Origin of the sequence: Rhodococcus oxybenzonivorans (assembly GCF_003130705.1) — a bacterium.
GTDB lineage: Bacteria > Actinomycetota > Actinomycetes > Mycobacteriales > Mycobacteriaceae > Rhodococcus_F > Rhodococcus_F oxybenzonivorans.
Window position 1 is genome coordinate 183,890 of sequence record NZ_CP021355.1, and the last position, 20,430, is coordinate 204,319.

Below are 20,430 nucleotides of genomic sequence, written 5' to 3' on the forward strand. Positions count from 1 at the left end.
ACTGCCACCCCGCCTGGGCGATGTCACCCCCTTCGTGATCTCGCGGCCGTCCAGTCCGAGACCGAGCTCGCCGAACCGTGGGACGGCGGTACCGTGGATACCGAGGACATTCTGGGCCGAAACCCAAAGACCCGGCCTCGGCGTCGAACCTCGGATTTCGCGTTCACCGCCACACCCCAAGGGCGAAGATCTGCAAACTGTTCGGCCGCCCGGCCTGGACGGCACCCGGCGCTGTTCCAGGCCCTCGACGGCCCGAGTTCTGGTGGGTCATCGCAAAAGTACAAGACGTCAACCTTTTGAAAAAGTGGAGTCGGCGGACGAACTCCATGGAACCCGCAATTCGTCAAGTCAAATGAGCACCCAGTTCCGTTCCCGGGACGCCTCGCAGGCCTGAAAATGGGGTCGGGTCGCCCGCCGACGCCGACGTTTTCTTGGGAGTGTAAGCCCGTAAATAAGCCTGGCGCCGGGGCCCGACCTTGGAAGGGTCACGCACTGTTGCTTCGAGCACGCCGGTCAGAATTTCGGATTCCCTCGACCGAGGCCCCAGGCGGCCCGCCCGTGGAGAGTGCCGACGCGACTGGAGGACAAACAAAGTGAAGCCGGAACCGGAAGAGATTCCCGACGATGATCACGAGTTGGTGATCGATCGGGTTGCTGCGATCGATGTGGCCAAGGCGGCGGGCAAGGTGGTGGGACGTCAGCGCCGCCCGATCCCGTCGCCGGCGCACACGTGACGGTCGCTTCAGCGCGTCGAGGACGGCGACGTCCTCGATGGTGGAGGGCACGGTATTCCTCGTGGTCGGCGATCTGCCGCATCGTCTTGCGCAGGATCTTGCCCGAGCGGGTCTTGAGCAGCGCCTGCACTACCGTCAGCGACGCGTCCGGGAACCACCGGTACATTCGCCTCCCCCTCGTATGTCGCTTGCCAGGGTGATGGGACCACCTCGTTGCCACGAGCATTGGACCATCCGTAGGTGTCATCGAGCATCGCCTTCTGAACTGCCAATGGGACTGCCCCGGCTCTGGTTGACACCCGCGCAACCACCGAAGCCAGATCCACAAGAGCAAAAAGCGCGCATTGCAATATTGAGTGCGATCCGGAAGCGCCCTCGGGGAGACCAAAATCGCTGGGCGGGTTGCCGATTCGACTTGTCATCTGCAGACCTACCATCTGCAGACCTGTCCGGCGCGGACCTGCTCAAGGCAACTTTGACCCACGCGGACCTGACTGACGTGTTTTAGAGCGCATCTGAAAACTCGGGGTGATCGGCGTGTGACTGGTGAGGAATGGGTGAACTCCTGGTAGGTCAGTAGGTGCTTACGCCACGACCCGACCAGGAGTTCACTTGCCATCATCGCTCATCGCACTGTGTCCGTCATGCCCTACCCCGGATCCGGGGATCGGGCATCGGTGCGCGGTCTACTCGTCATCCTCGGTGACCGACGCTCAATGGGCGATTCTCGAACCACTGCTTCCTCCACCCGGCAACACCACCGGCAGCGGTGGTCGTCCCGAAAAGCACTGCCGCCGTCTGGTACTCGATGCGATCTTCTATGTCGTTCGAGGTGGGATCGCCTGGCGGCAGTTGCCGGCGGAGTTTCCTCCCGCGACCACGGTGTACGCGATCTTCGTCCGCTGGGTCCGCGCGGGAGTATGGCAGCGGATCCACGACGCGCTGCGCGATCGAGTGCGGGTCCAGGGCAGCCGCCACCCGTTGCCGTCCGCGGCGATCGTCGACGCCCAATCGGTGCAGGGCGCCGACACCGTGCCCCGGTCGAGTCGTGGATACGATGAGGGAAAGAAGACGAACGGCCGTAAACGGCACATCGCTGTGGACTCGAACGGGCTGCTGCTGGCGGTCGTGGTGACGATGGCCGGGATTCAGGACCGTGACGGCGCGTTCCGGCTGCTGGCTGCGTTGCGCGCCCAGTTCTCGACAATCAGCCTGGTCTGGGCGGACGGTGGCTATGCCGGACGGCTGATCGACTGGTCGAAACGAGTTGTGTCACTGACGGTTCAGGTCGTCAAGCGCACCGACGATGTCAAAGGGTTCAGGGTTCTTCCCCGTCGGTGGGTGGTCGAGCGGACCTTCGCCTGGATCTGCAAACACCGCCGATGCGTCCGCGACTACGAGACTCGACCCGACCACCACGAAGCCATCGTCTACATCGCCATGATCGCGACCATGTCACGCCGACTCGCCCGCACAGCGTGACCCGAGCCAGAGTTTTCAGATGCACTCTTACACCGACGAAACGGTATAGCCAGCCGGTTTCCCTCCTCCACCGAGCCGCGTAGCACCGACCGAACGTTGGGGCGATCGGTTCCCGGTAGCGGAACGGCGGATTCTGGCGGTCATCACAACAGCAGTTGTTCCATCTCTTCGATGGGTGTGCGAAATTCTAACCGTTTCCGGGGACGCTCATTGAGTTGCCGTGAGACCCACTCCAGGTCCGCTTTCGAGTGCACACTCAGGTCCGAACCTTTGGGGAAGTACTGACGGAGAATGCCGTTCGTATTCTGGTTGGTCCCGCGCTGCCAGGGTGCGTGTGGATCACAGAAGTAGATGTCGATCCCGGTGGCCGCGCTGACGCTCTTCCAGTCCCGCATCTCCGATCCCTGGTCCCACGTCAAGGTCCGGCGCAGGCTCGTGGGCAGCGTCTCGAGCTGTTCGGTCAACGCGGGCGCGGTCTGCTCGGGCTTGTATCCGTCGGGCAGATGAACGAGCATGACGGTGCCGGTCGAACGTTCGACGAGTGTGCCGATCGCGCTCAGATTCCGTTTGCCGACAATGAGGTCACCCTCCCAATGTCCCGGTACTGCACGGTCTTTCACGTCTTTGGGGCGATCCGCGATGTTGGCCATGTCGGGGATCCGATTCTTGCGCTGGCCGGCCTTCCGACTGGGCCGGCGCAGCCCACGTCCGGTCCGCAGCGATCGGGTGAGGGTGTGTTCGAGTCCGCCGCGGGAGGGTTGGTAGAGCGATTGGTAGATGGTCTCGGTGCTCACCCGCATCTGTGGATCGTCGGGGAAATCGAGTCGGAGGCGGCCCGCGATCTGCTCGGGTGAATGGCGCTCGGTCAGGGATTTCTCGACCGTCTCGCGCAGCGGCGGATTGGTGGCGAGCTTGGACGGCTTGGGCCGCGAGGCCCGATGGTAGGCGGCTGCGTGAGCCGATCTGGCTCGGTACCGCCCGGACGGCTCACGATTGCGGGCGATCTCGCGTGAGATCGTCGACGGACTCCGGTTCAGGGCTTTCGCGATGTCACGCAGCGTGTGACCTGCGGCGATGCCGATGGCGATCTCTTCACGTTCGGCGAACGTCAAACACCGGCCCTTGAGGTTGCGGCCACGCCGGGGACGCACCCCACCGCATGCCGCAAGCCACCGAGCACCCTGTTTGCGATATGAGCCGGCCGCCTCGGCCGCGTCCGTGATGAACTCACCCGCGGCCATTCCCGACCAGAACGTCTTAAAGATCTCCGGAACCATCCGATGAGAATATTTCGCCATGTGCAACACCCTTTGATCAGTGGTGTTGCGATCACCGCACGAACCCAAGGAACGCCTACCGGGGCACCGTCCCGGAAAGGGGCGTTCACCGGCATAGGCAGTAGCTTCCGAACACGGGCCTACCGAACTGTCCGAAGCTGGGACAGTTGGCGGTGGCGGTTGTCACAAAAATGACTTCTCAGTGACCTGAACCACAGAAAGGTATGAGATGTCGACTACGGCTTCTGCGCCCACGGAAACTTCGGCAACGGAATCGCTCGAACTGGATGCGCTGATCATCGGCGCGGGGGTTGCCGGTCTGTACCAGCTGCACCAGCTCCGCGAACAGGGTCTGCGAGTGCGGGCCTACGACACCGCCGGCGACGTCGGCGGCACGTGGTACTGGAACCGCTATCCCGGTGCGCGCTTCGATTCCGAGGCGTACATCTACCAGTACCTGTTCTCGGAAGAGCTGTACAAGAACTGGAGTTGGAGCCAGCGTTTCCCCGGCCAACCGGAGATCGAGCGCTGGATGCATTACGTCGCAGACACCCTCGACCTTCGCCGCGACATCCAACTGTCCACCATGATCACCAGTGCGCACTACGACGAGCGGGCCGACAAGTGGATCGTGCGGACCGATCGCGGCGAGACGATCACCACCCGGTTCCTGGTCACCTGCAGCGGAATGCTCTCGGCTCCGATGTCGTACGTGTTCGAGGGCCAGGAAGAATTCAGCGGGCCGATCTTCCACACCTCCCGCTGGCCGAAAGAGGGCGCCGATCTCGACGGCAAACGTGTCGCCGTCATCGGCGTCGGTGCCACCGGCATCCAGGTGATCCAGACCGTGGCCGACAAGGTCGAACATCTGAAGGTCTTCATCCGCACACCTCAGTACGCCCTCCCGATGAAGAACCCCACCTTCGACGAGTCGGACGTGGCGGCGTACAAGAGCCGGTTCGCCGAGCTGAAAGAAACATTGCCGAATACGTTCAGCGGCTTCGAGTACGACTTCGAGCACGTGTGGGCGGATCTGACACCGGAGCAGCGCAACGATGTACTCGAGGAGATCTACGAGAACGGCTCGTTGAAGCTGTGGCTCGCCTCGTTCGGTGAGATGTTCTACGACGAGGAGATCAGCGAAGAGATCTCGGAGTTCGTTCGGCGCAAGATGCGCGCACGGCTCCAGGATCCCCACCTGTGCGACCTGCTCATCCCCACCGACTACGGCTTCGGAACACATCGTGTGCCGTTGGAAACGAACTACCTCGAGACCTATCACCGCCCGAACGTCGAGGCCATCGGAGTCCGCGACAACCCGATCACCCGGATCGTGCCCCAGGGCTTGGTCCTGGCCGACGGAACGCTGCACGAGGTCGATGTCATCGTGATGGCCACGGGCTTCGACGCCGGCACCGGATCTTTGACGCGGATCGACATCCGTGGGCGCGGCGGCCGGGCACTGAAGGACGACTGGAATCGCGACATCCGCACGACCATGGGCTTGATGGTGCACGGCTACCCCAACATGCTCACGACCGGTGCCCCTCTGGCGCCTTCCGCGGCACTGTGCAATATGACCACCTGCCTGCAGCAACAGACCGAGTGGATCGCCGAATGCATCCGGTACATGCGGGCGCACGACCACACCGTCATCGAGCCGACGCTGGCCGGTGAAGACGAGTGGGTCGCCCATCACGACGAGACCGCGAACGCCACGCTGGTCTCGAAGACGGACTCTTGGTACAACGGCGCCAACGTCCCGGGCAAGCCTCGGCGAGTGTTGTCCTACATCGGCGGAGTCGGCACCTATCGGGAGAAGACCCTCGCCGCAGCGGCCGCCGGGTACAAGGGTTTTCAACTGAGCTGATCCGACATCCATTTCATCGGCCCAAAGGAGGACGACAATGATCGAGAACCCGTACTACACAGACGAATTTCATGGCGATTACGAACTGATCGGCATCGGACAGCTCGACTTGGAGGAAGGCGGTTCCATCCCCGACTGCCAGCTGGCGGTGGCAACCTTCGGCGTATTGAACGAGGCCAAGGACAACGCGATCCTCATCCCGACGTGGTATTCGGGTACACACCAGATCTGGCGGGATGTCTACATCGGCCCCGACCACGCGCTCAACCCGGAGAAATACTTCATCGTCTGCATCGACCAGATCGGCAGCGGGCTGTCGGTCTCCCCACATAATGCCGCCGGCGCCAACGCCGGTATTGCGATGTCGAAGTTCCCGCACGTCCGCATCGGCGACAACGTGGTCGCGCAGGAGCGACTGCTGCGTGAGCACTTCGGCATCGAACGCCTCGCCCTGGTGACCGGCGGGTCGATGGGCGCCCAGCAGACCTACGAGTGGGCGGTGCGCTTCCCCGACAAGGTGCTGCGCGCCGCGCCGATTGCGGGCACAGCACAGAACACGCCGGGCGACTTCCTCATCGCCGAGGCGATGCGCGAAGCGATCCAGTCGAGTCCGGGCTGGAACGGCGGGGAATACACCTCCAACGAACAGGTCGTCGACGGGCTCATCCGGCAGGCCCACATCTGGGCCATCGTCGGATTCTCCACCGAGTTCTGGAAGCATGAGGTGTGGCGGGCGATGGAGTTCGACTCCAAGGAGGCGTTCCTGAGCGGATTCCTCGAGCCCTACTTCACTGCGATGGACCCCAACGCGCTCCTCACGCAGTCGTGGGCGTGGCAGCGCGGTGACGTCGCCCGCCATACCGGCGGTGACCTGGCGGCAGCACTCGGCCGCATCACCGCCAAGACCTTCGTCATGCCCATCGACGAGGATCAACTGTTCCCGGTCCGGGACTGTGTCCCGGAGCAGGAATTGATCAAGAACAGCGAACTGCGGGTCGTCGAGGACACCCTTGGTCACTTGGGTCTGTTCGGTGTTTCACCGACCTACATGCCCCAGATCGACCGGCACCTCGGGGACCTCCTCGACATCGAGGTCTGAAGCCGGGCCGGGCGCGGCGTCGAGCTTGATCGACACAGCCAGCTCATCCGCCGCGAACCACCCGGTCGCCCGGGTCCAATAATCCTGCTGTCTGACAACCCTTTCGGAGAAAATCGATGCATCATCTGATCGTCTGTTACGGCCACCCGGACGAACCCGCGTCCTTCGACCAGTACTACAGCACCACCCATCGCCCACTGGCCGACAAGATCCCCGGTGTTCGCACCTGGCACGCCGGCAAGGTCAGCGCCCTCGACCAGTCGCAGGCGCCCTACCACCTCGTTGCCGTCTTGAGCTTCGACTCCCGGCAGGCACTCGACGACGGACTCGCCTCACCCGAAGGGCAGGCCGCCGCCGCCGACATCGGAAACTTCGCCACCGGCGGAGCCACCCTGTTCGTCACCGACGACTTCATCCCCTCCGCCTGACCTGAGGCCGCGCACATCCCGGACCGTGAACGCCCCGCGGTCCGGGATGCGCCGTTCGGTGGCTCCGCCAACCACCCGTCACACGCAATGTCCGCTCTCTGGCGGGTCATTTCCGAATACGGAGCGAAAGCCCTGTTCACCGCCCCTACCGCGCTGCGCGCGGTCAGAAAGGTGGATCCCGAGGCGGCCGAGGTGGCGCACTACGATCTGTCGAAGTTCCGGTCGTTGTTCCTGGCCGGTGAGCGGCTGGACCCGGAGACCTACCGGTGGGCGCAGGCCAAGTTGGGTGTACCGGTGGTCGACCACTGGTGGCAGACCGAGACCGGATGGCCGATCGCGGCGAACCTGCGCGGGTTGGAACCGATGCCGATCAAGGCCGGTTCGCCGTCGGTGCCGGTGCCCGGGTACGACGTGCGGATTCTGGACGAGGACGGCAGCGAGATGGGGCCCGGTCAGGAAGGCGCGGTCTGCCTGAAGCTGCCGATGCCGCCGGGCACCTTGCCCACCCTGTGGGGCGCCGACGAACGGTATGTCGCGTCCTACCTGACGCGGTTCCCTGGCTACTACCTCACCGGTGACGGCGGATACCTCGATGAGGACGGCTACCTGTTCGTGATGGGACGTACCGACGACGTGATCAACGTCGCCGGGCACCGGCTCTCCCCTGGGTTGATGGAGGCGGTGCTGGCGGCGCACCCGGCGGTGGCCGAGTGCGCGGTGATCGGCGTGGCCGACCGGTTGAAGGGTCAACTGCCGCGCGGGTTCGTGGTGCTCAAAGATGGAATCGACATCGATCACGACACGCTGCAGGGCGAGTTGATCGCCGCGATGCGTCGAGACATCGGCGCCGCGGCAGCCTTCCGGCAGGTGACCATCGTGGAGGCACTGCCGAAAACGCGGTCGGGCAAGATCCTCCGCAAGTCGATGCGGGCCATCGCCGACGGCCGCGACGAGCCGGTCCCCTCCACCATCGAGGACCCTGCGGTGCTCGACGCGCTGAGACCGGCGCTCCGCGGCGAATAGCTCGGCGCTGCGAATCCGCAGTGCCGGCATCCGCCCGGACGGTCGGTCGCGGGTCGACGCAGGTTTCCGATGTCCTATTCTGGGACACTCAGGGAAAGTGACCTGCGACACAGTAGTGGGGTGCGTCGGAGACACCAGGACGGAGATTTGATGGACAGCGACCCTAGGCGGCGGCGAGTGACTACCGATCGTCGCCCCGCTTCATCCCTGTCCGCAACGGACGAGGTCTCCAGCTTCATCGCCCAGTCGTGGCAGCGATCTCGTCAGGCGGGCGTGGTGCCGGACGGTTCGAGCCCTCCTCGTCTCCAGTTCGTCGAAGACCTCGACCTGCGTCGCCGGCTGGTGCAATGCGCCTCACCGATCCTCGATCGCCTGCACGACGACCTGTCCGGAATGTCACTCAGCGTCGCGCTGACCGACGAGCATGCCCAAGTCATGCTGCGGCGCGACAATGATCCTGTCCTTGCCGCCAAGCTCGACAGCGTCTATTTCGCGCCAGGGTTCAACTACTCCGAGGAACTCATCGGCACCAATGGCGTCGGCACCGCCCTCGAGACCGGCATGGCCGTCTACGTCGACGGCCGCGAGCACTTTCACGAGGCAATCCACGATTTCACCTGCGCCGGCGCGCCCATCCACAACCCGATCCTCGGACGTGTCGAAGGATTGATCGATATCAGCGGTCTCGCCCGAGAGGCGAACCCGCTGATGCGTCAACTCGCGCTCGGGGCTGCACGGGACGTCGAGTCGGCACTGCGTTCGACAGGATCGGCGAAACAACAGCTCGTGCTGGGAGAGTTCCTCGCAGCCTGTCGACGTCGACAGGTCGCGGTGTACTCACTGAGCTGCGGCGTCTTCATGTCGAACACCATCGGTTCTCGCCTGCTCGATCCGATCGACGAGGCGTTCCTCCGCGAGGAAGCACATTCGCTGCTCGGCCCCTCGCGGATCACCCAGCTCGCCCTTCACCTCCCCTCGGGCGGCACCATCACGGTCAAGCGCAACATCATCGAGGACGGTGCCGAGGTCGCGGGAGTGATCCTCGAAGTCGAACGGCCTCCGCACCCCAGGTCCTCGACCACGCACCACCGCAGCCTTCCTGCGCTGCCCGGATCGACCGGATCCTCACCGCAATGGACCCGGTGCAGCAGGGAGCTGATCTCCCTGGCATCCACCGATGCCAACACGATCCTGCGGGGAGAAGGTGGAAGCGGCAGGCTCACCCTTGCGCGCGGGGCACATCTGTACAAGAACCCCCAAGCACCGATTGCCGTCGTGGACTGTAACCCCACGGAATCCGTCGAGGAACGCCTGAGAAGCGCGCTGGATTCCGCCGCCACCACCGTCGTTCTCCGCGATATCGACCTGCTCGACGCACGCCTGGACCAGGCCGTCTCCGATGTGGTGTCCGCCGATCAGCGCAGCTATCCGGCACGGTGGATCGTTGCCACCTCGTCCACCGACGGAGATCGGCTCCTGCACTCCGCCCTTGCTCGCAACTTCACCACGACAATCGATGTCCCCGCGTTGCGACACCATCCCGGCGACGTACCGGCAATCATTCGAATGTGCTTGGGGCAGCTCGCACCTCACCGCGACGCCGACATCCCCGACGACGTGTTACGGGTGCTGAAGAAATACCACTGGCCGGGCAACATCACCGAACTCGTGGACACGCTCAAGCACGCTCTGCGCGCCAAGCCGGCGGGGGTGATCACCGCAGTCGACCTGCCACCCGCACTCAGTTCGGCGCCTCGGAGAACGATGACGGCGATGGAGAGCGCCGAACGCGATGCCATCGTGGTGGCGCTCCGCGAATGCGGCGGCAACCGCGTGGCAGCCGCGAAATCACTGGGGATCGCCCGGTCGTCGCTCTATCGAAAGATCGACACCTTCGGCATTCACCTGTGACCTCCTCGGCGCAGGCTCATCGGTCCAGACATCCGGTGTCTCGACGCCGGAAGTCGACGATCACGACCGAGGGTGTCGTGAATCTTCATAAACCTGTCCCGCTGGTTCTAGTTTCGCCGCACCGCCGGGCAGAGAGTGTGACAGCAGCGCTCAGCAGATCGCAGACCGCGACGGCAGGGCAGTACCGTGGATCACCTGATCCCGGGTGGGCAATGCGCCCCGCGGAATGGAGAAGACGATGACAGCACGAGACGACGAATACCGGCTCCCGAACTGGCGGACGACGAAGCCGCAGGCGAGAGGGTGCAGCGGTGGGAGCAGATGCTGTCCACGACCCACCTGCCGTGGTCGGTGACCGTTCCTGACGACACCTCGCGGCCGTTCGACGCCTACGTTCGGCGCTGGTGAATCGATGATCTGGCGCTCGTCGATTGTGAATGCGATCCCTGCTCGGGCACTCGGCAGCGCCGTCAGGTGGCAGACACCGACGGGGAGTTCTTCGTCGTTCTGATCAACCGGGCCGGCCGGGAAACCGTCACCCAGGATGACATCACCGTCAATGTCGGACCAGGCGATGCCGTGGCCTGGGACAGCACCAAGGCCGCCCGATTCGTGTGGGAAAAATTGTCCAACCGGAGTTTGATCATTCCCCGGGCCGCGCTCGATGAGGTAGGCGGCAAGGCGTGGGCGCATCCCGAGCTCACGCTGAACCATCCCGGGTCCGATGCACACACTGTTATTTGTGTGCGACCGGTTGATCGGCACGTTCTGCAGCGTAGTACCTGGCCTCGTACTCGGTGGGTGGGATCCGCCCAAGGCGGTGCATCAGCCGGTCGGTGTTGTACCAGTGCACCCACGCCGAGGTGGCCTCCTCGACGTCGCTGACGGTGCGTAGCGGCCCGATGCGGAACGGGGAGTCGTCGGCGATGCACTCGGCCTTGTAGAGCCCGACCGTCGTCTCGGCGAGGGCGTTGTCGAAGGCGTCGGCCACCGACCCGATCGACGGCAGCAGTCCCTGCAGGAACAAGGTCTCCCCGAAGCGCAGAGCCGTATATTGCGACCCCGCGTCGCTGTGGTGAATAGTGTTTCCGCGCAATGGGTTACCTTGCATCGTCCGCAAGGTGCAGGCCTGGTTCACCGCCCGCTGCACGAACGCGGTCTCCTTCGACGTCGACACCTCCCAACCGACGATCGTGCCGGCGAACGCATCGATGACGAACGCCGTGTACGCGAAGCCGGACACCATCCGGACGTACGTGAAGTCCGCGACATAGAGCGCGTCGGGCCGATCGACCCGGAAGTTCCGGTCGACCAGATCCGGCGGCCGCGGCGCCGACGGCTCCGGCACGGTGGTGCGGACCCTCTTCGCCCTGCTGGCACCGCGCCACCCGTTGACGCGCATGAGCCGTTCGACGGTGCAGCGGGCCACCTCGATGCCCTGACGGCGCAGGTGGGCCCACATCTTCAACGAGCCGTACAGCGACTCCGGCCTGCGTCGACCGTGCTCGTCCCGCTCGACGTAGTAGGAGGCCAGCACCGCGGTGATGGTGGCGTCCCACAATGCCCGTTTCGACAACGGCCGGCTGCGCCAGGCGTAGAAGGTTCTCGGGGCGATCGTGCACCCGTGCTCGGTGAGCACCCGGCAGATCGGTACGACCCCGAACTGATCGCGGTGTTCGGCGATGAACCGGCAGATCACTTGCGTGGCGGGTCGCACTCCCGCGCGAAGAAAGACGTTGCAGCCTTCAATATTTCGATGGTCTTCTCGAGCTCGGCGTTCTTCCGCCGCAAAGCCCGCAGTTCGGCCTCAGCCTCCGATGCCGACGCAGCCGGGGTGCCGCCACCCGCCGCCTCGGCCTTGCGGACCCACACCCGCACCGTCTCCGTCTTCAGGGACATCCGCTCGGCGATCGTACGGATCGCCTCGTACTCCGAGGCGTACTCGTCACGGTGTTCGAGGACCAGGCGCACGGCCTTCTCCCGCACCTCGGCTGGATAGACATTCGGCATAAGGATCACCTTCCCAAGAAAGAAGGTGTGCATCAAACTCGGGACGATTCACGCTGCGCGGAGACTCGCCGGCAAGCCAGCTGCTCACCAGCTACCTCGACACCCTCGCCAGCAGCCTGCCCCGGTTGAGCCAGTCCGCCGTCGCCGCGGCCCGCAACGCCACTCTCGAACTGCTGATCGGCGCCGTCCGTCCAGACACCGTCGACACCTCTCCCCGGGCAGCGGCCCGGCTCTGCGCGACGCCATCGACCGGTTCATCGAACAGAATCTGCTCGACGAGCACCTGAATCCCGGTGCGATCGCCGCCGCTCACGGAGTGTCCGTGCGCACCGTCAACCGCCACCGGCCAGACCGTCAGCGGCACCATCCGCATCCGCCGCCTCGCACGCGCTCGCGGCGAGCTCATGGACCGGGCAAGCCGATCGGTGCCATCGCCACCAAATGGGGTTTCTCGGACGGCCCCCACTTCACCCGCACCTTCAAGTCGACCTACGGCACCACCCCAAAGGAGTTCCGGGAGGCGTACCTCGCCAAAGGTGGCGCAACGATGCAACAAGATGTCCCGCGTGTTCACGGTCTCACTGACGGACTGATTGAGACTGGAGTCCCACCAGCCCAACGGTGAGCTGCAGTACTGCTTCTGGGCTGGGATTCCACCCACTGAAGGAGATCAACGATGACGCGCCGTGATATCGAGTTCAGCGCAGAAGGCACCACGCTCCGCGGATGGTTCTACACCGCAGACGATTCCGTCGGTGCACGCCCGACGATCGTGATGGCACACGGATATTCCGCGGTCAAGGAGATGTACCTGGACCGGTACGCCGAGGTGTTCGCCGCGGCGGGACTCAACGCGCTCGTCTTCGACAACCGCAACTTCGGTGCGAGCCACGGATCGATCCCCGCCAGGAGATCGATCCGTGCAGCAGATTCGCGACTACCGGCACGCCATCACCTTCGCCACCACCTTGGCCGAGGTCGACTCCAACAACATCGGTTGTGGGGCAGCAGCTATTCCGGCGGCCACATGCTCGTCGTGTCCGCGCTCGACCGCCGCGTCAAGGCCGTGGTGAGCCAGGGGGCCCTGGTCGACGGCTACCAGAACCTGCGTCGTTTGGTGCGCCCGGACTTCATCGAGGGTTTCCGTGAGCAGTTCGACGCCGACCGCCTGGCCCGATTCAACGGTGAGGCGCCGGCGATGGTGCCGGTGGTCGACGCGGACCCGCACGCTCCCTCCGCGCTGCCGACTCCGGACTCCTACCAGTGGTTCACCGAGGGCCACGAGACGATTGCGCCGTCCTGGCGCAACGAGGTGACCCTGCGCAGCGTCGAGATGCTCGGCGAATACGTGCCCGCCGACTACATCGCCTACATCAGCCCGACCCCGCTGCTGCTGTTGCCGGCTGTCAACGACGTGCTCACCCCGACCGATCTGGCGATCGCCGCCTTCGAGAAGGCCCGCGAGCCCTAGCGGATCGAGATCCTGCCCGGCGGGCACTTCGACATCTACACCAAAGGATTCGAGCAGTCGAGCTCCCTGGCCCGGGACTGGTTCGTCCAGCACCTGGCCCACTGATCCGGCTCTGACCCACAACATTCGAGGAGTGCAGTGATGGGAAACCGTCTGCAGAACAAGATCGCCGTCGTCACCGGATCCAGCTCCGGCAACGGCCGCGCGATCGCTTTGGCGCTGGCCGCCGAGGGCGCGACCGTGGTGTGTTCGGACGTCCGCCGTGAGGCCCGCGAGGGCGGCTACGAGGAGAACGCCAACGTCCCCACCGACGAACTGATCGTCGCCCAGGGCAAATCGCAGTATATCGACGCCGACGCCGGGAATTATGCGTCGATGGACAACCTGGTCACGACCGCGGTCAACAGCTTCGGCCGTCTCGATGTGATGGTCAACAACGCCGGCATCTTCACCGGGCTGCACACCATCGTCGACGAGACCGAAGAAGACTACGACCGCACCATGCGGATCAACTCCAAGAGCGTCTGGCTCGGCAGCAAGTTCGCCATCGCTCAGATGCTCACCCAGGATCCGGTGGACGGCTCCCGCGGATGGGTGGTCAACATCGCCTCGATCGGTGGTCTGGTCGGCCTGGCCGCCGAATCCGGCTACTGCGCCGCCAAGGGTGCGGTGGTCAATCTGACCCGCCAGCTGGCCGTCGATTTCGCCGCCGAGCGGATCAACGTCAACGCCGTGTGCCCCGGCTTTCTGGCCACCGCCATGGTGCGCCCGTTCCTCGACGACCCGGAACTGAACAAGGCGCTGCACGCGAAGTCGCCGTGGCCCGAACTCGGCACCGCCGAGGATGTCGCGCAGGCCACCGTGTTCCTCGCCTCCGGTGACGCCCGCTGGGCCACCGGATCCCTGCTGACCATCGACGGAGGCTACACCGCCCCCTGATTGGAGAACCATGAACCGCCTACAGAACAAGGTCATCGTTGTCACCGGATCGAGTTCCGGTCTCGGCCGCGGCATCGCCAAGGCCTGCGCCACCGAAGGCGCCAAGCTGGTCATCAGCGACATCCACGAGCAGCCGACCACCGGAGGCTTCGAGGACGACGCGGCACCGACCACCGCGGAGTCGATCCAAAAGTCCGGCGGCGAAGCGATCTTCGTCCAGGCCGACGTCACCAAGTCCACTGAAGTGGCTGCACTCGTCAAGCAGACCGTTGCCGAGTTCGGCCGCCTCGACGTCTTCATCAACAACGCCGGGATCTTCCGCGCCGGCAAGCGGCTGCACGAGTTCAGCGAGGCTGACCTCGACGTGTGCTTCGACGTCAACGCCAAGGGCACGTTCTTCGGCGCCCAGGAAGCAATCAAGCAGTTCCTGACCCAGGGCGACGGCGGCAACATCGTCAACATCGTCTCCACCGCCGGGCTGCAGGGCCACCCGAATCAGTCGGTGTACAACATCTCCAAGGGCGCCCAGGCGAACCTGACCCGGTGCCTGGCCATCGAGTACGGAAAGGACCAGATCCGTGTCAACGGCATCTGCCCGACCTACGCCAAGACGGCACTGACCCGGGAGTTGTTCGACGACACGGACTTCGACACCTCCTTCACCGATTCCATCCCGCTGAAGCGGTGGGGAGAGATCGAAGACGTCGCCAACCTGGCCGTCTTCCTCGCCTCGGACGAGTCCAGCTACATCCACGGTGACCTGATCAAGATCGACGGCGGCGAAACCCTCTGCCGCTACTCGGTCTGACAGTGATCGGCGGGAACACGGGCCCGATCGTCGACACCTGGTGGCAGACCGAGACCGGCGCGATCATGATCTCCCCGCTTCCCGGGATCACCGCCACCAAGCCCGGATCGGCGATGGCACCCCTGCCCGGCATCTCCGCGAAGATCGTCGACGACGACGCCAACGAACTCGGCGCCGGCGGCTCCGGCTACCTCGTGCTCGACAAGCCCGTTACCTTATTTACGGTCCTTCACAGAAGGGCTACGGTCGCCAGACCCGGTATGACTCCTTGCCCCTGTCTCACGCATGATCCGGGGGGGGTGGTGTCGCCGGGTGTGGTGGCGTCGACGGACCGCTGATAGACCTCCGATCTTGTTATCGGGTCAAGCGGCGGCAGGCTCTGGCGTTGTTCCGTGACAGGGAAATGCTTTGATCGCGTCGTACTTCTGATCGGTTTGCAGGCACTGATCGAGCTGACCGAGCGTACGGTTGAACAGATGCCGGAGTGCAGCCGCGTGGCGATCACCATGTTCGCGCCGGGCAAGGTAGTACGCGCGGGCTGCACCTTCCTCGGCCGGCGGCGACGAATGCCCAGACAACCCCGACCGCGGCGAGCCGGTTGTATTTCACGTGGCGGTGAGTGACTGCGATACTGCGCCCCGATGCGCGCGTGACCGGTGCCGACCCAGCAAATGCCTTCAGCCCACGTGCGTCGGCAAAGCGGTCGCGGTCGTCGCCGATCTCGGCCAGCACCCGGGCACCGGTGACGTCGGCAAGTCCCGGAAAGCTTGTGATGACCGCATGGCCAGGGGGCTGCCGAAATGATTCGGACGCAGCCTCATTGAGTTCCTGCGCGTTCTTGCACTCGGCGTCCAGCGTCGCGACGAGGGCGCGAGCCTGGCGCCCCATCGCCTGCTCCACCAAGGGTGGCTGGCGCAGTTGCCGGCGGCGCAGCGCGTCCTGGATTCGAGCCGCGGCGTCATCGAGGCGCCGCTGCCGCCCCGCCCGACGCAACACCGCAAGGATACGGCTCTTGGTCAACCTCGCGCCCTGCTCGGGCGTCGGCGCCACCGACAGAATCGCTCTAGCTTCCACGGTGGCGAGGTTGGTGTGCACACCGTCCCCGAAGGCGTCGAGCAAGCCCGGGTAGTACTCACGCAATAAGGCTCGTAGTTCTTGAGTGGCCCTGGTGCGCCGCCAGATTGCATCCTGAGCAGCGCGGGCGAGCACCGCGATCGCCCGCGCGAGGTCGCTATCGCCCGGTAGCCGCCGATGAGCATGTGCGTCGGTCCGCAGTATGTTAGCCAGCGTCAGCGCGTCGATTTTGTCCGACTTCTTGCGGGCCACCGAATGTCGCTAGGTGGACGGGCCGATCGACAACCCAGGGCGTCCACATACCCTGCGTCAGTACGCTATCCGAATCTCCTCGACCATCGGGCCCACCAGGTCCCAGATCGCGTCGCCGACCCTCCCGGACGAGTCCCCGGAAGGTCCACCGCCCGACGGGAGAGCGGGAAGGTGACCGTCCTAGACTCGCATCGAGCCGGACTCCAGGTACCGCTGGTGGAACGAGAACGCCTCCCCAAGCAGGTGCGGCGTCTGGCCGGCTCCCGCAGTGGCCGTCGCCCGCTCGATGTAGTCGGTGAGCAGCGGCCGGAATTCCGGATGCGCGCAGCGCTCGATGATCACCCGTGCCCGTCGACGCGGCGACAACCCCCGCAGGTCGGCGAGGCCCTGCTCGGTCACCAGCACTTGGGTGTCGTGCTCGGTGTGGTCGACGTGCGGGGTCATCGGGACGATCGACGAGATCGCTCCGTTCTTCGCCGTGGACGGGCTGAGGAACATCGACAGGTACCCGTTGCGCGCGAAGTCCCCGGATCCGCCGATGCCGTTCATGATTTTGGTGCCCATCACGTGGGTCGAATTGACGTTCCCGTAGATGTCGGCCTCCAGCATCCCGTTCATCGCGATGATTCCCAATCGGCGGACCACCTCGGGGTGGTTGCTGATTTCCTGCGGACGAAGCCGGATGTGCTGCCGGTAGAAGTCGATGTTGGAGGTCAACTCCTCGATCCCGGCCTCCGAGAGTGCCAGCGCGGTCGCCGACGCAAACCGGACGGTGCCGTGCTTGATCAAGTGCAGCATCCCGTCCTGGATGACCTCGGAATAGCAGGTCAAACCCCGATACGGGCCGCGCTCGAGTCCCCCGAGTACGGCATTGGCCACGTTTCCGATGCCCGCCTGCAGTGGCAGCAGGGTGTTCTCCGGGAGTCGGCCACACTTCACCTCGTGGTCGAAGAAGTCCAGCACGTGGGCCGCGATCGCCTCACTGACCGCATCCGGAGCGGTCAGCGCGCTCGCACTGTCGGGGGCGTTCGTCTCCACCACCGCAACAACCTTGGCCGGGTCCACCCGGTAGTGCGGTTGCCCGATGCGGTCCTCGACATCGGTGAGTTCGATCGGCCGGCGGTGCGGGGGCAGGGCTGTGCCGTAGTAGATGTCGTGGATACCATCCATGGCGTCCGGGACCCACGAGTTGACCTCGAGAATGACTTTCTCCGCGACGTCGAGCCAGGTCTTGTTGTTTCCGACCGACGCGGAGGGGATCAGCTCACCGGTCTCGGTGATGCCGGAGACCTCGACGACCGCGACGTTCACCGCGCCGTAGTAGCCCTCCCACACCTGCTGGGCCACGTGCGAGAGGTGGATGTCGACGTAATCCATGCGCCCCTGGTTGATCTTCTGCCGTGCCGTGGATTCCGCCTGGTAGGGCATCCGCAGGGCGATTCCGTCGATCTCGGTGAGCATCCTCTCGGTCTCCGTCGACACGGACGCCCCGGTCAGCAGGTCGATGGTGAAATTCGCGCCGGCCGCGCGGGCGGCGTGAATCCGGTCAGCCAAGGCCGGGATGACCGCCTTGGGTGTCCCGGCACTGGCGAAACCGCTGACAGCGACGGTGTCCCCCGGACCGATGGCCTTCACCGCTTCCTCCGCCGACGTCACCTTCTGCTGGAGGGCCGAGTGTCGAATCCGGCTCGACTGCACCGGGGACGCGGGATCACTGATCTGGAGGCTCACGGCGGCCAGTGTAGGAGTGGGCCACGTGACGTGAACACCCCGAAAGGTCGTGATGTTCACCGGATCACATTCGGTGTTCGCCACTGCCCGCCGTCCTCGACCGTTCGTCGCGGCCGGGCCGCCGCTCGTCGGCTCCGTGAGGTCGCCCGTCGAGTCGCGCCCGAATGCGCCTCGAAGAGTGATCCTGCTCACTCCCCCGAGCTTCCCGGGTGAGAGCCGGGCGCACATGACGCCGACGGGTCTCGATTCCTGGCCTCCCGACAGCGGTCCGTCACCGCTATGGCGATGGCAGCACCGGACGGTGCCGGACACATCACGCCGATCAGCGATCCTGTGCCCTCCGCCAGGCCATCTCGGAACATCCGGCGCCGGACCCCGGGAATCGGGTTGGGCGCCGTGGGCGAGGGATCGGGCGGCGACGACGCGAGGGTACGTCGCGCGCCCCCGGCACCCCGATGACCTGGGCCCAGGATGTCCGGATGCGTGTACAGGAACTCTCGATCCCGCGAGAACAGCCATGTGAGAGCGGTCAGTACCGAGGGAGAACAGCTCCGCCGGTGAGATGGGGGATTCTTGCGAACCGCGTCTGCAGTTGATGGACGATCGCATTCCGAAGCAGGTCACGATACTCGACGAGGCTCACCCCGACTGTGCGGCAAAATGTCTCGGCGCGGGCGGTTCTTCCGAACGGGGAGCACACGATCGCGAGGCCGGGGATCTCGTTGTCCTCGACATGTTGCGTTGCGGTCGAATCTCTCTCCGCGCGATTGGTTGGTCCGATGGGTGGTCATCGTGCGGTCAGCGGCACCCTCGGTGGTGGTCCGGTGCTCTCCTGGTCAGAAGGCTGACATGGTTGGATCGGGAGCGCGCTCGGCTTCGGCTTTGTGGTAGTGCAGTTTCCAGAGCAGCACCGCGCCCAGCCAGGATGCAACAAAGAGACCGACGATGACGTATCCGAACAGTTCGAAGTGATCGGCGAGGGCGCCGTACCAGCCGATCCAGCCGGTGGTCACCCCGAAGTGGTCGGTGAGGGCTCCGGCGAGGTAGACCGAGGCCACGAACAGTCCGATGACGACGGTCATCGCGGTGGTGGCCAGGTTGTAGTACAGGCGACGGCCAGGGCTGCGGTAGGCCCACGAATACGCCCGGGTCATGAGCAGACTGTCGGCTGTGTCCATCATCGACATGCCGGCCGCGAACAGCAGCGGCAGGGTCAGGACAGCAGCGAACGACATACCGCCGTTGACCGCGGTCGTCGCCGACAGCGCCAGCAGGGTGACTTCGCTGGCGGTCTCGAGACCGAGCCCGAAGAGGAACCCAAGTGGCGCCATGTGCCAGGAAGACCTGATCAGGTTGCGGGCGCGGGAGCCGAGAACGCGGTTGACCAGACCTCGGTTCAACAGTTGCAGGTCGATCTGTTCGGCGCGAAGAATGCCGACGCGATATTGGCGCCACAGGCGGGTCAGCCCCGTCAACACGACGGCGTTGAGCGCGGCAACGAGGGCGATGAAGCCGATCGCGACCAGGATCGATATTGTGCCGCCGACGCCGCGTATCCCGTCCAGGCTGGTGTCGCTGAGGTTGTCGCCTGCGAAGGCGACGAGAACGGCGAGGACCAGCACGACGGCGCTGTGGCCCATCGCGAAGAAGAATCCGACACCGACGGGCCGTCGTCCGCGCACGAGCATCAGCCGTGTGGTGTCGTCGATAGCGGCGATGTGATCGGCGTCGAAGGCGTGACGCATGCCGAGGATGTAGGCGAGGGTCCCTGCTCCCGCGAAGCCACTGGCGGCCGCGAGGTTTTCACTCTGCCATAGGTAGAAACTCCACCCGAGGACGTGCAGGACGGCGATGGCCGCAACGATCGCGGCGAGGCGCGATCGCTCGGCGCTGGTCCATCGGGTGGTGAACGAGTGGGCTACGGACGCCATGGTTGTCCTTTGTGTCTACAGCGATAGTTCGCTGGCCGCGAGGGTGGATACGGCTGTCGGCGTCTGGTCCGGGGTGCCGCTCAGCCTCAAACGCTCCGTCGGATCGGATATGTTGTGGCACTACGGACTACTGTGCAGTCCGCTGGTGATTCAGGCAGACGCTGAACCATTTCGATCTTCGGGCGTCTTCGAAGGATAGGAGCCGCCGATACATAGCACTTGACCCTCAGTGACAGTCACTTTTACTTTCAGCGCCATCGTCCGCTTCGCGGGCGATCAGCGACCTGTCCGGCCGCCGATCCGGTACCACGAGTCGTGGTCCGCGATGCTTGAACGGATGGCGTGAATGTGCAGCGCCCATCAGGAGCGCCGATGTAACTACTGACGTGC

16 protein-coding genes, 4 pseudogenes and 1 other annotated feature are annotated in these 20,430 nt (G+C 64.8%); of the genes and pseudogenes, 13 read left to right on the forward strand and 7 right to left on the reverse strand.

Annotated elements, in window-relative coordinates; all coding sequences use genetic code 11:
* The first annotated feature begins 593 nt into the window (after positions 1-593).
* The 3 genes from CBI38_RS38070 (at position 594) to CBI38_RS31765 (ending at position 2,216) form a co-directional block, all read left to right on the forward strand.
* Positions 594-734, forward strand: coding sequence for a hypothetical protein (locus tag CBI38_RS38070; protein WP_162603319.1), 141 nt, complete (start codon positions 594-596; stop codon positions 732-734).
* A 271-nt stretch (positions 735-1,005) separates the two neighbouring features.
* Positions 1,006-1,242, forward strand: a complete 237-nt coding sequence (locus CBI38_RS31760) for a pentapeptide repeat-containing protein (RefSeq protein ID WP_230990387.1) — start codon at positions 1,006-1,008, stop codon at positions 1,240-1,242.
* A gap of 158 nt (positions 1,243-1,400) precedes the next feature.
* Positions 1,401-2,216 (forward strand): IS5 family transposase, encoded by an 816-nt coding sequence (locus tag CBI38_RS31765; protein ID WP_109336078.1) that lies wholly within the window; start codon positions 1,401-1,403, stop codon positions 2,214-2,216.
* A gap of 143 nt (positions 2,217-2,359) precedes the next feature.
* Here the strand turns inward: CBI38_RS31765 and CBI38_RS31770 are convergent, their stop codons facing one another.
* Positions 2,360-3,514: an IS30 family transposase gene (locus CBI38_RS31770; RefSeq protein WP_230990388.1), complete on the reverse strand. Its 1,155-nt coding sequence runs from the start codon at positions 3,512-3,514 to the stop codon at positions 2,360-2,362.
* 208 nt (positions 3,515-3,722) lie between these two features.
* Here CBI38_RS31770 and CBI38_RS31775 point away from each other — a divergent pair, with 208 nt between their 5' ends.
* The 5 genes and pseudogenes from CBI38_RS31775 to CBI38_RS31795 all read left to right on the forward strand — a co-directional run bounded on the left by CBI38_RS31775 (position 3,723) and on the right by CBI38_RS31795 (position 9,824).
* Positions 3,723-5,363 (forward strand): flavin-containing monooxygenase, encoded by a 1,641-nt coding sequence (locus tag CBI38_RS31775; RefSeq protein ID WP_007295824.1) that lies wholly within the window; start codon positions 3,723-3,725, stop codon positions 5,361-5,363.
* A gap of 37 nt (positions 5,364-5,400) precedes the next feature.
* Positions 5,401-6,462, forward strand: coding sequence for an alpha/beta fold hydrolase (locus CBI38_RS31780; RefSeq protein ID WP_109335582.1), 1,062 nt, complete (start codon positions 5,401-5,403; stop codon positions 6,460-6,462).
* Between the two features lie 116 nt (positions 6,463-6,578).
* Positions 6,579-6,890, forward strand: a complete 312-nt coding sequence (locus tag CBI38_RS31785; RefSeq protein ID WP_005564687.1) for an EthD family reductase — start codon at positions 6,579-6,581, stop codon at positions 6,888-6,890.
* 93 nt (positions 6,891-6,983) lie between these two features.
* Positions 6,984-7,913: pseudogene (locus tag CBI38_RS31790) on the forward strand (AMP-binding enzyme); the annotation flags it as partial.
* 177 nt (positions 7,914-8,090) lie between these two features.
* Complete coding sequence (locus tag CBI38_RS31795; protein ID WP_230990389.1) at positions 8,091-9,824, forward strand: sigma-54-dependent Fis family transcriptional regulator; 1,734 nt, start codon at positions 8,091-8,093, stop codon at positions 9,822-9,824.
* Positions 9,825-9,974: 150 nt separating this feature from the next.
* Here CBI38_RS31795 and CBI38_RS39540 read toward each other — a convergent pair whose 3' ends face one another.
* The 3 genes from CBI38_RS39540 to CBI38_RS39545 all read right to left on the reverse strand — a co-directional run bounded on the left by CBI38_RS39540 (position 9,975) and on the right by CBI38_RS39545 (position 12,147).
* Positions 9,975-10,538 carry a hypothetical protein gene (locus CBI38_RS39540; RefSeq protein ID WP_230990390.1) on the reverse strand — a complete coding sequence of 188 codons (564 nt, stop codon included), beginning with the start codon at positions 10,536-10,538 and terminating at the stop codon, positions 9,975-9,977.
* A gap of 22 nt (positions 10,539-10,560) precedes the next feature.
* A protein-coding gene (locus tag CBI38_RS31805; protein ID WP_109325563.1) for an IS3 family transposase occupies positions 10,561-11,834 on the reverse strand; the annotation gives its coding sequence in 2 pieces (ribosomal slippage) (positions 10,561-11,558 and positions 11,558-11,834; 1,275 coding nt in all).
* Positions 11,431-11,562 (reverse strand) — a sequence feature (AL1L pseudoknot). Its footprint overlaps the gene before it by 132 nt.
* 91 nt (positions 11,835-11,925) lie before the next feature.
* Entirely contained in the window at positions 11,926-12,147 is a 222-nt protein-coding gene (locus CBI38_RS39545) for a hypothetical protein (protein ID WP_230990391.1), read from the reverse strand.
* Positions 12,148-12,156: 9 nt separating this feature from the next.
* Between CBI38_RS39545 and CBI38_RS39550 the strand changes: the two genes are divergently transcribed.
* The 5 genes and pseudogenes from CBI38_RS39550 to CBI38_RS39555 all read left to right on the forward strand — a co-directional run.
* Positions 12,157-12,459: a helix-turn-helix domain-containing protein gene (locus CBI38_RS39550; RefSeq protein WP_230990392.1), complete on the forward strand. Its 303-nt coding sequence runs from the start codon at positions 12,157-12,159 to the stop codon at positions 12,457-12,459.
* A gap of 51 nt (positions 12,460-12,510) precedes the next feature.
* Positions 12,511-13,410, forward strand: a pseudogene (locus tag CBI38_RS31815) (alpha/beta hydrolase).
* Between the two features lie 36 nt (positions 13,411-13,446).
* Complete coding sequence (locus CBI38_RS31820) at positions 13,447-14,244, forward strand: SDR family NAD(P)-dependent oxidoreductase (protein ID WP_109335585.1); 798 nt, start codon at positions 13,447-13,449, stop codon at positions 14,242-14,244.
* Between the two features lie 10 nt (positions 14,245-14,254).
* The gene (locus tag CBI38_RS31825; protein ID WP_011600037.1) at positions 14,255-15,052 is read left to right on the forward strand and encodes an SDR family NAD(P)-dependent oxidoreductase; all 798 of its coding nucleotides are present in this window, start codon (positions 14,255-14,257) and stop codon (positions 15,050-15,052) included.
* Between the two features lie 2 nt (positions 15,053-15,054).
* Positions 15,055-15,261, forward strand: a pseudogene (locus CBI38_RS39555) (AMP-binding protein); the annotation flags it as partial.
* Between the two features lie 153 nt (positions 15,262-15,414).
* On the opposite strand, the pseudogene CBI38_RS31835 reads toward CBI38_RS39555, so the two are convergent.
* From CBI38_RS31835 to CBI38_RS31845, 3 genes and pseudogenes are all read right to left on the reverse strand, one after another.
* Positions 15,415-16,387 (reverse strand): annotated as a pseudogene (locus CBI38_RS31835) (IS110 family transposase); the annotation flags it as partial.
* Between the two features lie 171 nt (positions 16,388-16,558).
* Positions 16,559-18,076, reverse strand: a complete 1,518-nt coding sequence (locus CBI38_RS31840) for an acetyl-CoA hydrolase/transferase family protein (protein ID WP_109336081.1) — start codon at positions 18,074-18,076, stop codon at positions 16,559-16,561.
* 869 nt (positions 18,077-18,945) lie between these two features.
* Positions 18,946-20,040, reverse strand: a complete 1,095-nt coding sequence (locus tag CBI38_RS31845) for a HoxN/HupN/NixA family nickel/cobalt transporter (protein WP_109335586.1) — start codon at positions 20,038-20,040, stop codon at positions 18,946-18,948.
* Positions 20,041-20,430 lie beyond the last annotated feature (390 nt).

Coding starts and splice junctions, on each gene's coding strand:
- CBI38_RS31760 (WP_230990387.1), top strand. CDS start 1,006: ATGGGACTGCCCCGGCTCTGGTTGACACCCGCGCAACCACCGAAGCCA.
- CBI38_RS31770 (WP_230990388.1), bottom strand. CDS start 3,514: ATGGCGAAATATTCTCATCGGATGGTTCCGGAGATCTTTAAGACGTTC.
- CBI38_RS31775 (WP_007295824.1), top strand. CDS start 3,723: ATGTCGACTACGGCTTCTGCGCCCACGGAAACTTCGGCAACGGAATCG.
- CBI38_RS31780 (WP_109335582.1), top strand. CDS start 5,401: ATGATCGAGAACCCGTACTACACAGACGAATTTCATGGCGATTACGAA.
- CBI38_RS31785 (WP_005564687.1), top strand. CDS start 6,579: ATGCATCATCTGATCGTCTGTTACGGCCACCCGGACGAACCCGCGTCC.
- CBI38_RS39540 (WP_230990390.1), bottom strand. CDS start 10,538: ATGGTTCAGCGTGAGCTCGGGATGCGCCCACGCCTTGCCGCCTACCTC.
- CBI38_RS31820 (WP_109335585.1), top strand. CDS start 13,447: ATGGGAAACCGTCTGCAGAACAAGATCGCCGTCGTCACCGGATCCAGC.
- CBI38_RS31825 (WP_011600037.1), top strand. CDS start 14,255: ATGAACCGCCTACAGAACAAGGTCATCGTTGTCACCGGATCGAGTTCC.
- CBI38_RS31845 (WP_109335586.1), bottom strand. CDS start 20,040: ATGGCGTCCGTAGCCCACTCGTTCACCACCCGATGGACCAGCGCCGAG.